The organism is Lactococcus sp. SK2-659 (assembly GCF_020218185.2).
GTDB lineage: Bacteria > Bacillota > Bacilli > Lactobacillales > Streptococcaceae > Lactococcus > Lactococcus lactis.
Genome location: NZ_JAIWQZ020000001.1, coordinates 1 through 13,986 on the forward strand (window position 1 = coordinate 1; position 13,986 = coordinate 13,986).

Genomic DNA, 13,986 nt, shown 5'->3' on the forward strand with positions numbered 1-13,986 from the left:
GATAATTCTCCCAAGTGGGAGTTTTTGTATAATACCCGGGGTGGCGGAACTGGCAGACGCACAGGACTTAAAATCCTGCGAGGGGTAACCTTCGTACCGGTTCGAAACCGGTCCTCGGGATATGCTAAGATTAATAGTTATTAAACTATTAATCTTTTTTTATCTTTCTTTAAGAATGGCTTAATAAAGCGGTTACTTTGGTTTTTTGCGAGCTTGGACTAGAAAAATACTTCACAAAATGCTATACTAGGTAAGTAATAAAATATTCGGAGGAATTTTGAAATGGCAATCGTTTCAGCAGAAAAATTCGTACAAGCCGCTCGTGATAACGGATACGCTATCGGTGGTTTCAACACAAACAACCTTGAATGGACTCAAGCTATCTTGCGTGCAGCAGAAGCTAAAAAGACTCCAGTATTGATCCAAACTTCTATGGGTGCGGCTAAATACATGGGTGGTTACAAAATGTGTAAACTCCTCATTGAAACTCTTGTAGAATCAATGGGAATCACAGTTCCAGTTGCTATTCACCTTGACCACGGTCATTTTGATGATGCTTTGGAATGTATCGAAGTTGGTTACTCATCATTGATGTTTGACGGTTCACATCTTCCAATCGAAGAAAACCTTAAACTTGCTGAAGAAGTAATCGCTAAAGCTCATGCTAAAGGCATCTCAGTTGAATGTGAAGTTGGTTCAATTGGTGGTGAAGAAGACGGTATCGTTGGTGAAGGTGAACTTGCTCCTATCGATGATGCAGTTGCAATGGCTAAACTTGGTGTTGACTTCCTTGCAGCAGGTATCGGTAACATTCACGGTCCTTACCCAGAAAACTGGAAAGGTCTTCACATCGATCACCTTGAAAAATTGAACAAAGCACTCGTTGAAGCTATGGGACACAATGTGCCAATCGTACTTCACGGTGGTTCTGGTATCCCTGATGATCAAATCAGAGAAGCTATCGCTAATGGTGTAGCTAAAGTTAACGTTAATACTGAATGCCAACTTGCTTTCGCAGCTGCTACTCGTAAATTCGTTAATGAATTTGATGCTAATGAAGCAGAATACATGAAGAAAAAACTTTTCGACCCACGTAAATTCTTGAAACCTGGTTTCGATGCAATTACAGCGTCTGTTGAAGAACGTATCGACGTATTCGGTTCAGCAAATAAAGCTTAATCAACTTTTTAAACATGATTAAATAAACGTTTGTCATTTATGATGGACGTTTTTTTATTTTTCAATTTGCTTTGATATAGCATAAGGTTCTATCTTAGTATATAAGTTTAATAAGTATTTTCAATTTTATCGATTATGTGCTATTTAAAAAGTTTATCTGGTTGTTGGAAATCTATCATTGCTTACAGAATGATGAAAGAAAATTTGACTTTAACAAATTGGCACATTGAATTCCTGATTGCGCCAGAAGAATGCTTGCCTTGCAATTAAAAAATTTTATCGATTCAGATAATTATAAGGAAGATAATTTATGAATATATATAAATATCATACTTTTATGATATTTTTTAGCAAAATTTTGTCTACTTTACGAAGAATCTGGTATAAGCTTTATTGATTGACCAATTATACAGCTAAAGAGTGTACTCTAGTAATTCCTTCATTAATTGTTCTTAGGATATTTGAAATTTCTACATTAGAAGGCATTTGAGAGGGAATAAAAAATGAATATAAGAATCTATTTTATTCGAATGCTACCTTTTTAAAAGATTACCTAGCTGAGGCTAAGAAGAGTTGTGAAATATGAGCGGACGATGTATAAGGTTTTTGACTGAATTTGATTTTCTACATTATTAAATTTGTAATAAATATATTATTTTTTAGTAATTTCACTTAGAAATATAAGATAAAGAGAACAGAATATTTTTTAGGGACGATAGTAATCATTTGTTTTAGAGAGAGTATTGGTTATTTCAACTAAGTCATAAGCAACTTATTATAAAATATGATTAAATATGGCTTTGTCACTTATGATGGACATTTTTTTATATGATTTTGCTACTAGCTATATCGTATAATAATTTTTTCAAAAAAAAATGGAAATCTGTTCAATAAATAAAAGTGATTAATTTGACTTGCTTGTTTTTAAATGTTACAATTGTGTAAAAGTAGATGTCTTGAAAGAAATGATGTTGAAATTATAATACATACCATGGAGGATTAACTAGAATTGACTAATAATGATAAAACTAAGCGCTTAAAAAAGGAAAAATTTATTGCGGGAACAGCGCTGATTTTAGGAATGACGACTTTTGGCGTGGCTGGCCATGCTGATGGAGTAACTGTTGGAAGTAGTTCAGATGCATCAAGGATAAGCTCAGAAGCATCAACAGTTGTGAGTAGCTCAGTTGCAACATTATCATCAAACGTAGGCAGTTCAGATGCATCATCAAGCACAGGTAGTTCAAGTTCATCATCAGACACAGGTAGCTCAAGTTCATCATCAAGTACGGGTAGTTCAAGCTCATCATCAAATTCAGATGGTTCAAGTTCATCATCAAGTACAGGTAATTCAAGTTCATCATCAAAACCAAGTACTTCAGGTTCGACATCAAAACCAAGTAATCCAAGTTCATCAACAAATAATAATTCAACTAGTAATTCCTCTACAACAACTCAAGCACCATCAACTTCAGTTTCTATCACAGCTCCTTCAGCATCAACTTCTACAGCTGCACCCTCTAATTATTCACAAGATAATGCCTACTATCAAACATCAACTGCGGCACAAATTCCTAATTCATCAGCAGATTCAGCTCCTTCTATTTACGCTGGTCCTGTTTTGAAAACAATTGAAGCAGCTAAGTCAATTGATAAAATTGATACTTCTAGTACAGAAGCCTTTATTAAAAGTATTGCGGACCGCGTGAGAATTTTAGCTGGTAAGAATAATTTGTATGCATCAATTATCTTGGCACAGGCGATTTTAGAATCTGGTTCTGGTCAAAGTAATATGAGTCAGCAGTATTTTAATATTTTCAATATTACAGGTGCTTATTAGGAAAATCAATTTCATTTAAGACGGAAGAATTTTCGGGAAATAATCCTTATTATATTGAACAAAGTTTTAGAGTTTATAGTAACTATGACCAAGCCTTGGATGATTATATTAATTTAATGATTAAAGGGACAACTTGGAACTCAGAAATTTATGCTGGCGCATGGAAGTCACACGCTAAGACTTATCAAGAAGCAGCTCAAGCTTTGCAAGGTATTTTTGCTACTGACCCGTCATATGCTCAAAAATTGATTGAAATTATTCAAGAATATAACTTAAATTTTTATGACAATGTAGATAGTACGACAAAAGTTGTAGATGATAAAGTTCCTGAAAGTCCATTGGTGGCATCAAAATTAGATAATTCAGCTTATCCAGAATATAATGGGGTAGAATATCCAGGTGCTGATAGTTATGCTTTTGGTAATTGTACACAGTATGTTTATAACCGTATCATTCAATTAGGTGGGCTCGTTGGAACACATATGGGAAATGGTGGAGAATGGGGAATTAATGCCCAAGCTCAAGGTTATTTCACAACAACAGTTCCAACTGAGGGTTATGCTGTTAGCTTCCCACCAGGAGTAGCTGGTTCAAGTTCTGAATATGGTCACGTAGCTTTTGTTGAAAAGGTTTATTCAGATAACTCTATTCTCGTTTCAGAGATGAATGTTAAAGGTAATAATATTGTTAGCGAACGCCATATTTCTGCTGGTGTAGCTGCTTTGGCAACTTATATTCAACCTAAATAATTACTGACAAAATTAATTAGTAGTTCTGTCAGTAAAATAGGAGTATTGAATCTTTTATTTAGTTAAAAAAAAGAAGATGTTAAAAATCAGCCCAAAGGCTGATATTTATTTGGTAAAAGTTTGAGATAATAAATGTACGAGATAAAGATAATCTCAATAAAAAAAGTTTTTAAGATATTGAATGCTTGAATGAGCAGAGAAAGGATCTAAAAAAATGGCTAATAAAAAAGATAGAATTATGGATTTGATGCGTCGTGGAATTATCACGGAAGATGAAGCTTTAGAATTACTTGAAAAAAATGGTTCAGTGAATGGAGAAGCTTCTGATGATAAAACTGAGAACAAAGAATTCACATATACAGATAAAGAAGGATATGTGAATCACGATGTAGATTTTCCTGATGCAATGAAAAATGTTGCAGAAAGTTTGTTTGCTAGAGGTAAAGAAATTTTCCAAGGGGTTGCAAAATCTGTTGATGATAATATTGATTTTTCAAAAGGATTTCCTAAGGTTAAATCAATTTCTCACACTGTAGAAAAAGATATCAACGAAGATTTCAAAAATGTTAATCTTAATCTTAAGAGTGGTAAAGTAAATATTTTACCGGGTGAAAATGCCCATGTAAAAGTAGAATATAAAATTTACGGGGCAGTTGAAGATGGTAATGTAGAAGCTTACATTGCTGAAAAAACTAAACTTGAAGTTGAAGATGATGTGCTTGAAATCGAAGCAAATGGTCGAATTTCTGCGGATATTGAACTTTACTTACCAGTAAAAGAATATGAAAATATTGAGATTAATACACCTCATGCAGAACTTAAAGTTGAAAAAATTTCCAGTCAAAAAATGAATATTAATCTTATGAACGGAAATGCTGAAGTGCTTGAAGTAAACAGCGATGAGTTGAAGATTAACAATAAGAATGGTGAAATCAAAGTAATTGATGGCACGAATTCAGATTTAGAATTAACTGGAGTTAATGGTAATATCAGAATTACAACTGCTTTTGAATCTGGTGATGTCTCACTCGTAAACGGAAATATTTTGCTGACCGAAAAAACAGGAACGGCTCACAAATTAAATCTTAAAAATGTGAATGGCGATATCAAAGTTTCTGTACCAGAAAGTTTGGGCTTGGTTGGTCATGTTCGCACAATCTTTGGCGGATATAAGACACGTTTAAATCTTGATAGTCCTTTTGAAGCTGGCCGTAATGGAGCAGCGATTGTCCGTCAAGGTGCTGAGTCATTAACCTTTGAATTTGAAACAAAATCAGGAACGATTTGGCTTAAAGATACTGAAACTACTGACAAAGAAGAAACTGAATAAAATTTTACTGACAGAAATTTTATAAGAGTTCTGTCAGTAAATTTGAAAAGAAAGGTGAGAAATGGCTAAGAAAACTCTGAAAAGATCAAGTAGCAATCGAGTCATCGCAGGAACCGTCGGGGGACTTGGTGAATACTTTGGCTTGAGCCGTACAGTAATTAATGTAATTCGTGTTCTGATTGTGCTTGGTACTTTCGGAAGTTGGGGAACATTACTCATTGTTTATGTGATTGCGAGTCTATTGATGACACCATCACAAGGTTAATTCAACGATTTATGAAGAAAGGATAAAATATGTCTCAAAGACAATTAACAAAATCAGTGACAAATCGTAGAGTCAGTGGTGTCATTGCAGGGATTGCAGAATATTTTGGTCTGGGTCGTGATGTTGTGACGATTCTACGTATCCTATTTGTTGTTCTGGCTTTTGGAAGCTGGGGCGGATTGATTCCATTGTATTTCGTAGCAAGTTGGATTATTCCAAGTGCTAGACCACGAAATTACTATGATGATTCAGAAGATGATTATCAAGAAAAATGGAATCGTAAAGCGCAACATTTTGATGAAAAAATGGACCGTTGGTCAGAACGTTATTCAGATAAAATGAATAATTGGGCACGTCGTTATGAAGATAAAGGACGTCAAAATCAACAAGATTCAAACCAATGGGGAAATCCATGGGATGAACCAAAAAGTCGTAAGACTAAGGAAGCACAACCAGTTGAAAAAGAAAAAGAAGATGACTGGTCAGATTTCTAAAAAAGTTACTGACAGAAAGTTCTGTCAGTAAAATAATTCTGGTCCACCATGACCTAAAACTGGCCTCCTATATAATATAATAATAATAACTGAAAAAATGGACTGATTAAGTCCATTTTTTTAGTGAGATTTCGCCACTGGAAAGTATTTTTTGCTGACCATTATCTAAATTTACGATAAGCTCACCTTTAGAGGTTAAATCTGTGGCTCTTCCGGAAAAAGTTTGTCCAGATTGAACAAATTCAACTTGTTTGCCAAGAATAAATGAGTGAGATTTATAAATTTGGAAAAATGAACCCTCTGATAAACGATGAAATTCAGACCAGATTTCGGCAATTAATTCCGAACGACTGATGCTTGCTTGTTCATTATAAAATAAAGAAGTGGCTCTTTCTTCGATTTCAGTTGGAAATTGGGAAATAGAAAAATTAATTCCGACACCAATGATAACTTGTGCTTCTTGAGTTGGATTAAGTGATGTTTCGGCAAGAATACCAACAAATTTTTTATCGTCTAGATAAATATCGTTAACCCATTTAATTTGAGGGTTTTTGTCAGTTAATTTTTCGATTGCTGACACAATGGCAGCTCCTGTCAGCAGAGTGAACTCTGGAAGTTTTTCTAGTTCAACTTTGGGCTTGAGTGACAAACTCATATAAATTCCGCCAGACGGCGCAGCAAAATACTGACGGCCAAAACGACCATAAGTTTTATTTTGTCTTTCAGTTAAATAAAGACAATTTTCTTGTCCGTCTAATTTAGCATCTTTTTGAGTTGATTCAGATTCAGCGACAATTTTTACATCAGTCAGCCAAGGATTTTTTTGTAAAATAATAGATTTTTCAAGTTTGTCGTTCATTTTTTTATTATACCATGTGAAGTCGACTGTAAGCGAGAGAGAAAATTAGGAAATTACGTTTCTGCACTTGCGCAAGTTCAAAGTTATCTATTTTCTAGAGTCTAGGAGGCTGACCTCACTTATAGGCAAAATCTTTAGCAATTTACTGACAATGAAAATTTTCAGAAAAATCTAACGATAGTAAGTATTTGACTTTCAATAATCTACGGAGTATAGTTTTATTAGAACAATGTTAGGAAAGGGAAGAATAACTTGGTATTTGAAAAAACAGTTTTGAACAAAGCACTTGCAGTTGCTTTCGATATCCCCATTGCAGTAACTTATTGGGATGGAAAAACAGAAAAGTATGGTGAGGGAGAAACGCAAGTTCACATTACTTTTAATAAAAAATTCTCATTTAGTGAATTGAGCTCAATGCCAACCTTAGTATTGGCTGAAGCTTACATGAATGAAGAAATTGAAATTGAGGGGAGCATTCAAGAGCTTGTTACATCAGCATATCGTAAGGCTGGTAGCTTTTTAACAGACCAATCTGGTTTTGGGAAATCAATGATAAAACTTTTGGGAAATCATTCTCAAAAACAATCTCGTGAAGATATTCATAGTCATTATGATATTGGGAATGACTTTTATAACAAATGGCTTGACCCAACGATGACTTATTCATGTGCTTATTTTGAACATGAAGATATGACTTTGGAAGAAGCACAAATTGCTAAAGTTCATCATATTTTGGACAAACTCGATAGTAAACCTGGGGGACGTTTGCTTGATATTGGTTGTGGCTGGGGAACTTTGATGTTTAAGGCTGTTCAAGAATATGGCCTTTCAGCAGTCGGAGTGACACTCTCAGAAGAACAGTATTATTATGTTCGCAAAAAAGCGGATGATTTGGGACTTTCTGATAAAGTGAAAGTTTATTTGGTTGATTATCGTGACCTCAAAGAAGAACCTTTTGATTACATTACATCTGTCGGAATGTTTGAACATGTTGGGAAAGAAAATTTGGAAATGTATTTCCAAAAAGTTTCTGATTATCTCAAACCAAATGGTCGTGCATTGATTCATGGTATTACTGGACAACATCGCGGTGCTGGTGTGGATCCATTTATTGAAAAATACATTTTCCCTGGAGGTTATATTCCAAATATCGCTGAAAATGTTGAACATATTATGACTGCTGGTTTGCAAATGGATGATCTTGAACCTCTTCGTCGTCATTATCAAAAAACGCTTGAAATTTGGAATGAAAATTATCTCGAAGTTTTTGATGAAGTAGAAAAAGAAATGGGTAAACCATTTGCAAGGATGTGGACACTTTATCTTCAAGCCTGCGCTGCAAGTTTTGAAGCTGGAAATATTGATGTTGTTCAATATCTTTTGACTAAAGGTGCTTCAGGTCAAGGTTTGCCAATGACCCGCGAATACATGTTTAAAAAACATTAAGTTTGACAATTGATAAGTTGAAAAACAAGACCATTCAGCATTTCGGGTTTGAATTATCATAAGGACAACTTATTTAAAATTTATCAGTAGATTTATTTTAGAATCATGTAAAGGAAAGAGTGCATTTTTTCCGAAAAAGAGGTAAAATAAGAGAGTTACGAGTCCCGAAAGGATTTGATTTATTTTAAAAATTACTGATGAAAATACTAGCATATCCGTAAGCGCTGAAGCACCAACGGTTATCCTATGAAGGTTTTTCGTCAGTAAATATTAGATAAGTTTAAAGACGCCTTGTAACCAAAATTTAGATTGGGGGACATTTTTAATGTCAGAAAAACATTTATTTACATCAGAATCAGTATCAGAAGGCCATCCAGATAAGGTTGCAGACCAAATCTCAGATGCCATTCTTGATGCCATTCTCGCACAAGACCCACATGCACACGTCGCTTGTGAAACGGTCGTATATACAGGGACGGTCAATGTCTTTGGTGAAATCTCAACATCAGCTTATGTTGATATTGCTCATGTCGTTCGTGAAACAATCAAAAAAATTGGCTATACAGATAGCGAAAATGGATTTGATTATAAATCAGTGGGCGTTCACGTCTCACTTGTTGAGCAATCAAGCGATATTGCACAAGGGGTAAATGAAGCCGAAGAAGTTCGCGATAAAAATGGTCAATTAGTTGACCCGCTTGATTTGATTGGTGCTGGTGACCAAGGGATGATGTTCGGTTTCGCGACTAACGAAACTGCCGAATATATGCCACTCGCCATCTCACTTTCACATAAATTAGTTAAAAAATTAGCTGATTTACGTAAATCAGGTGAAATTTCATACTTGCGTCCTGATGCAAAATCACAAGTCACTGTAGAATATGATGATAATGGCAAAGCAAAACGCATTGACACAGTCGTTATTTCTACTCAACATGCTGCGTCAGCAACAAACGAAGAAATTCACGATGATGTGATTAACAAAGTCATCAAGTCTGTTATTCCAGCTGAACTTTTAGATGATGAAACTAAATACTTCATCAATCCAACAGGACGTTTTGTTATTGGTGGTCCTCAAGGGGATTCAGGCTTGACCGGACGTAAAATTATTGTTGATACTTATGGTGGGTATGCTCCCCACGGTGGTGGAGCTTTCTCTGGTAAGGATGCAACAAAAGTTGACCGTTCAGCTTCTTACGCAGCACGTTATGTAGCCAAAAATATTGTGGCAGCTGGACTTGCAGAAAAAGCGCAAATTCAACTTTCATACGCTATTGGTGTTGCGACACCAACATCAATCAATGTTGATACTTTTGGTACAGGTAAAGTCTCAGATGATGAACTTTTAGCAGCAATTCGTAAAGTATTTGATCTTCGCCCAGCAGGAATTATTCAAATGCTTGACTTACTCCGTCCTATTTACGGACAAACAGCAGCTTACGGGCACTTCGGCCGTACAGATGTAGAATTACCATGGGAACAAACAGATAAAGTTGAAGAACTTAAATCCGTTTTAGGTAAATAATCGGTCTCGCCGACCTTCGTTCGGTCTACGTCGCCATTGTCTCCTCCGCTGTCCTTTCTCGCTAATGGGCTAAAGCCCAAAGTCGAAAGGCACTTCGGCCGTACAGATGTAGAATTACCATGGGAACAAACAGATAAAGTTGAAGAACTTAAATCCGTTTTAGGTAAATAATCGGCCTCGCCGACCTTCGTTCGGTCTACGTCGCCATTGTCTCCTCCGCTGTCCTTTCTCGCTAATGGGCTAAAGCCCAAAGTCGAAAGGCACTTCGGCCGTACAGATGTAGAATTGCCATGGGAACAAGCAGATAAGGTTGAAGAACTTAAAATAGCTCTTAAAAAATAATAAAAAAAGCGGATTTCCGCTTTTTTTATTTTCAACGAGTAGAATTGCTTTAAATAGAATACTTAATCCTGTAAAATAGAAGTAACAAGAAAAAAGGAGCTTTTATGAAAAAAATAATCACTAAAGATTACGCCACAATGAGTGAACTTGCTGCAGCGATTGTTCTTGATAAGATGATGCTTTCAAAAAGGGTAAATCTTTCGCTTACAGCGGGAAATACCCCTCTTGGAATGTATGAAATTCTTATTGATAAACTCCAAAAAATGAATTTTGATCGCTCAAATATCCATTATTACAATTTTGATGAAGTACCACTTGCTGGTGAACGCTATGGATTAACAATGAGTGCTTTAAAGACAGCTTTCTATGATCGAGTACATATTGATGATGGTAATCTTCATGAATTAAATGCTCAAAATAATCAAGTTTTTGACCAAAAAATCTTACAGGACGGTGGGATTGATTTGATTGTTATGGGGATAGGAGAAGATGGTCATTTTTGTGCAAATATGCCAGGACATACAAGCTTTGAGCGAGAAATTTTTGCTGTTCCATTTGAAGAAGGGGATGAGATTTATCAGTCAATCAAAAATTTGACAGATAAAGAACCGGCTTCTCCTTATGTCACTTTTGGTCCACGAACAGTTCTAGCTAGCAAGCAACTTTTAGTTTTTGCTGACGGAAAAAAGAAAGCAGAGATTATGAAAAAAGTTCTTGAGGGTCCAATCACAGAAGAAATTCCAGCTTCTATTTTACGGACGCATCCAAATATTACTTTTATTTTGGATGAAGAAGCAGCTGCTTTACTTGAAAATTAGTTGATGAAGACAGTTAGTAAAATAACTGTTTTTATTTATTCGTGAAGGATGTCAATTTATGATGACATAATTGACTCTAAATTATTCTGAAAGCGTTACACTATCTTTCATTGAATAATGAGCCTTAAAATGATATAATAAATGAGTGTTTTACTATGTAAAATACATTAATTTATAATCAAACTGTGAGTAGAATTTATTGGAATTACTACTGACTTTAGAGGAGACTAATGGACATTATTTCTATCGTTCTCTTGGTCTTATTGGTTGTATTAGTTGTCGCATTTATTTTTTACGCTCAAAATATAAAGAAAAATAAGCAGGATGCTGAATCTCTTTTTAATGAAGCTGAAAATAAAGCAAATGAGGTGATGGCGAATGCTAAACGTGAGGCGGAGTCTTTGAAAATGGAGGCTGAAGCCTTCAAAAAAGAAGCCCGCTACACCCTTCGTGAAGAAGAACAAAAGCAACGTCGTGAAATCGAAGATGAATTTAAGCAAGAACGTCAGGAGTTAAAGGAGACTGAAAAGCGCCTAAAACAACGTGAAGAAATCTTAGACCGTAAGGATGATACCCTAACGAAAAAAGAAGAAAACTTAGATTCTAAAGAGGAGAGCCTCGTTAGAAAAACTGATACGCTCAGTAAGCGAGAAGAACAATTAGCGCATATTGAAGAAAAGAAACGACTAGAATTGGAGCGTATTTCAAATTTGAGCACAGATGATGCTCGTGAAATTATTTTGAGTGAAACTCGAGATGGTTTGACAAAAGAAATGGCTCAAATTATTCGTCAAAGCGAAGAAAAAGCTCAAGTTGAAGCAGATAAGCGAGCTAAAAATATTATCTCACTTGCTATTCAACGCGTTTCATCTGATTCTGTAGCTGAACAAACTGTTTCGGTTGTCAATTTACCAGACGATGGTATGAAAGGTCGGATTATCGGTCGTGAAGGTCGTAATATTCGTACTTTTGAAGCGTTGACTGGGATTGATGTCATCATTGATGATACGCCAGAAGCTGTTGTACTTTCAGGATTTGACCCAATTCGTCGTGAAATTGCTCGTATGACTCTTGAACAATTAGTTCAAGACGGTCGAATTCATCCAGCGCGAATTGAAGAGTTGGTTGAGAAAAACCGCAAAGCACTTGATCATAAAATGCGTGAATATGGTGAACAAGCAGCCTTTGAAGTTGGGGCGCATAACTTGCATCCTGACTTGATGAAGATTATGGGACGTTTGCATTTCCGTACTTCATATGGACAAAACGTACTTGATCACTCAGTAGAAGTTGCTCATATTGCTGGTAATTTGGCTGGTGAAATGGGAGAAAATGTGGCACTTGCTAAACGTGCAGGTTTCTTGCATGATATTGGTAAAGCACTTGACCATGAAGTTGAGGGAAGCCACGTTGAAATTGGAACAGAACTTGCGCGTAAGTACAAGGAAAATCCAATTGTCATCAATACAATTGCGAGTCACCACGGTGATACAGAACCTTTGAGTAACATTGCGGTACTTGTTGCGGCGGCTGATGCTTTGTCAGCAGCACGTCCTGGAGCTCGTCGTGAATCAATTGAAAATTACATCAAACGTTTGAAAGACCTTGAAGCAATTTCAACAAGCTTTGAAGGTGTGGAAACAGCATTTGCCTTGCAAGCTGGACGCGAAATTCGTGTAATGGTTAAACCAGAAAAATTAACGGATGACCAAATTGTGATTTTGGCGCGTGATGTGAAAAATCGAATTGAGGATGAAATGGATTATCCTGGTAATATCAAGATTACTGTTATCCGTGAAACTCGAGCGATTGACTATGCAAAATAAAAAACTGTCTTTTGGCAGTTTTTTTATTTCTTATTACGAAATTATATTTCTTTTTTGTTACAAAAACTAGTTTTAAGAGCTAGCTTTTGATAGAATGAGATTAATCGTTGATTAAGAGATGGAATTAGAGATATATCGGAGGAAAAAATGCGTGAGCGTGGTTTATTAATTGTTTTTTCTGGGCCTTCTGGTGTTGGAAAAGGAACAGTTCGTGCTAAAATTTTTGAGAGTGAAAACAACTTTGAATATTCAGTGTCAATGACAACGCGTAAGCAACGTCCTGGCGAAGTAGATGGAAAAGATTATTATTTCCGGACACGTGATGAATTTGAAGAAATGATTCGCAATGGTCAGATGCTGGAATATGCTGAATATGTTGGAAATTATTATGGCACACCTTTAACTTATGTCAATCAGACATTGGACGAAGGAAAAGATGTTTTTCTAGAAATTGAAGTGCAAGGTGCGCTTCAAGTGAAGGAAAAAGTTCCAGATGGTGTTTTTGTCTTCTTGACTCCACCAGATTTGGAAGAATTACGTGGACGTTTAGTTGGACGTGGGACAGATTCGGCTGAAGTCATTGCTTCACGACTTGAAAAAGCAAAAGAAGAAATTCGCTTGATGAGTGAATATGATTATGCCGTCGTTAATGACAAAGTTGAACTTGCTGCCGAACGTGTTAAGAAAATTATTGAAGCTGAACATTACCGTGTGGACCGCGTGATTGAACGCTACGTTCATATGATTGATGATGTGAAAGTTTGATTTAATTGGAAAAATTACTGACAGATTTGTCAGTTTAATGTGAAGGGGTTATCAGTTCTACTGATAGTCCTGCCAGAAATGATTAAGTTGATAAATTTTACTGACAGAATTTTATTTTGACGATAACAAGTCTGTCAGTAAAAATAGAATGAAAAGTTTAGAAAATGAGGTAATGAATTATGATGTTAGAACCTTCAATTGACAAGTTATTGGACCAAGTTGATTCAAAATATTCTTTAGTAGTTTTGGAAGCAAAACGTGCGCATGAATTGCGTGATAAAGAACGTCCAACAAAAGAATTTAAAGCTGTAAAAAATACTTTGCGTGCATTGGAAGAAATTGCTGATGGAACAGTTAAAATTCACCCATCACCTGAATTGAAACGTGAAACTTTAGTTGAAAAACGCGAATTGGAACGTTTGCAAGCTAAGATGAAAGAACAACTCATCAAAGAGCAAATTGCTAAAGAAGAAGCTGAAGAAGAAGCAAAACAAAAAAATAGCCGCGCCGCTAAAGCAGCTGCCGCAGAATAAATTTTTTAAGCGTCA

General features: G+C 35.8%; 11 protein-coding genes, 1 tRNA gene and 1 pseudogene. 12 read left to right on the plus strand and 1 reads right to left on the minus strand.

All coding sequences use genetic code 11. The annotated features are described in order from the left end of the window. The first annotated feature begins 34 nt into the window (after nt 1-34). The 6 genes and pseudogenes from LDP15_RS00005 (at nt 35) to LDP15_RS00030 (ending at nt 5,857) form a co-directional block, all read left to right on the plus strand. Nucleotides 35-120: transfer RNA gene (locus LDP15_RS00005), tRNA-Leu, on the plus strand. Between the two features lie 162 nt (nt 121-282). Further along, nucleotides 283-1,179: a class II fructose-bisphosphate aldolase gene (locus tag LDP15_RS00010; protein WP_003131457.1), complete on the plus strand. Its 897-nt coding sequence runs from the start codon at nt 283-285 to the stop codon at nt 1,177-1,179. 1,009 nt (nt 1,180-2,188) lie between these two features. Next, nucleotides 2,189-3,768, plus strand: a pseudogene (locus LDP15_RS00015) (amidase domain-containing protein). A gap of 214 nt (nt 3,769-3,982) precedes the next feature. Beyond that, a complete protein-coding gene (locus LDP15_RS00020) occupies nt 3,983-5,098 on the plus strand; it encodes a DUF4097 domain-containing protein (protein ID WP_003131459.1) in 1,116 nt (371 codons plus the stop codon). Nucleotides 5,099-5,159: 61 nt separating this feature from the next. Continuing rightward, a complete protein-coding gene (locus LDP15_RS00025) occupies nt 5,160-5,363 on the plus strand; it encodes a PspC domain-containing protein (protein ID WP_003131460.1) in 204 nt (67 codons plus the stop codon). Nucleotides 5,364-5,392: 29 nt separating this feature from the next. Next, a complete protein-coding gene (locus tag LDP15_RS00030) occupies nt 5,393-5,857 on the plus strand; it encodes a PspC domain-containing protein (RefSeq protein ID WP_003131461.1) in 465 nt (154 codons plus the stop codon). Nucleotides 5,858-5,963: 106 nt separating this feature from the next. Here the strand turns inward: LDP15_RS00030 and LDP15_RS00035 are convergent, their stop codons facing one another. Beyond that, entirely contained in the window at nt 5,964-6,716 is a 753-nt protein-coding gene (locus LDP15_RS00035; protein ID WP_015427053.1) for a biotin--[acetyl-CoA-carboxylase] ligase, read from the minus strand. Between the two features lie 252 nt (nt 6,717-6,968). Here LDP15_RS00035 and LDP15_RS00040 point away from each other — a divergent pair, with 252 nt between their 5' ends. The 6 genes from LDP15_RS00040 (at nt 6,969) to rpoZ (ending at nt 13,971) form a co-directional block, all read left to right on the plus strand. Then, entirely contained in the window at nt 6,969-8,162 is a 1,194-nt protein-coding gene (locus tag LDP15_RS00040; RefSeq protein ID WP_042230608.1) for a cyclopropane-fatty-acyl-phospholipid synthase family protein, read from the plus strand. A gap of 325 nt (nt 8,163-8,487) precedes the next feature. Continuing rightward, nucleotides 8,488-9,687: a methionine adenosyltransferase gene (metK, locus tag LDP15_RS00045; protein ID WP_015427051.1), complete on the plus strand. Its 1,200-nt coding sequence runs from the start codon at nt 8,488-8,490 to the stop codon at nt 9,685-9,687. 446 nt (nt 9,688-10,133) lie between these two features. Continuing rightward, nucleotides 10,134-10,847: a glucosamine-6-phosphate deaminase gene (locus tag LDP15_RS00050; protein ID WP_015427049.1), complete on the plus strand. Its 714-nt coding sequence runs from the start codon at nt 10,134-10,136 to the stop codon at nt 10,845-10,847. Between the two features lie 230 nt (nt 10,848-11,077). After that, nucleotides 11,078-12,673: a ribonuclease Y gene (gene rny / locus LDP15_RS00055; protein WP_015427048.1), complete on the plus strand. Its 1,596-nt coding sequence runs from the start codon at nt 11,078-11,080 to the stop codon at nt 12,671-12,673. A 147-nt stretch (nt 12,674-12,820) separates the two neighbouring features. Further along, nucleotides 12,821-13,438, plus strand: a complete 618-nt coding sequence (gmk, locus tag LDP15_RS00060; RefSeq protein WP_003131468.1) for a guanylate kinase — start codon at nt 12,821-12,823, stop codon at nt 13,436-13,438. 179 nt (nt 13,439-13,617) lie between these two features. Then, nucleotides 13,618-13,971 carry a DNA-directed RNA polymerase subunit omega gene (gene rpoZ, locus LDP15_RS00065; protein ID WP_010906189.1) on the plus strand — a complete coding sequence of 118 codons (354 nt, stop codon included), beginning with the start codon at nt 13,618-13,620 and terminating at the stop codon, nt 13,969-13,971. Nucleotides 13,972-13,986 lie beyond the last annotated feature (15 nt).

Bases quoted from the DNA above. Each gene is read 5' to 3' on its own strand.
- rpoZ (WP_010906189.1), top strand. From the start codon at position 13,618: ATGATGTTAGAACCTTCAATTGACAAGTTATTGGACCAAGTTGATTCA.
- LDP15_RS00050 (WP_015427049.1), top strand. From the start codon at position 10,134: ATGAAAAAAATAATCACTAAAGATTACGCCACAATGAGTGAACTTGCT.
- LDP15_RS00020 (WP_003131459.1), top strand. From the start codon at position 3,983: ATGGCTAATAAAAAAGATAGAATTATGGATTTGATGCGTCGTGGAATT.
- LDP15_RS00010 (WP_003131457.1), top strand. From the start codon at position 283: ATGGCAATCGTTTCAGCAGAAAAATTCGTACAAGCCGCTCGTGATAAC.
- LDP15_RS00025 (WP_003131460.1), top strand. From the start codon at position 5,160: ATGGCTAAGAAAACTCTGAAAAGATCAAGTAGCAATCGAGTCATCGCA.
- metK (WP_015427051.1), top strand. From the start codon at position 8,488: ATGTCAGAAAAACATTTATTTACATCAGAATCAGTATCAGAAGGCCAT.
- LDP15_RS00035 (WP_015427053.1), bottom strand. From the start codon at position 6,716: ATGAACGACAAACTTGAAAAATCTATTATTTTACAAAAAAATCCTTGG.
- gmk (WP_003131468.1), top strand. From the start codon at position 12,821: ATGCGTGAGCGTGGTTTATTAATTGTTTTTTCTGGGCCTTCTGGTGTT.
- rny (WP_015427048.1), top strand. From the start codon at position 11,078: ATGGACATTATTTCTATCGTTCTCTTGGTCTTATTGGTTGTATTAGTT.
- LDP15_RS00030 (WP_003131461.1), top strand. From the start codon at position 5,393: ATGTCTCAAAGACAATTAACAAAATCAGTGACAAATCGTAGAGTCAGT.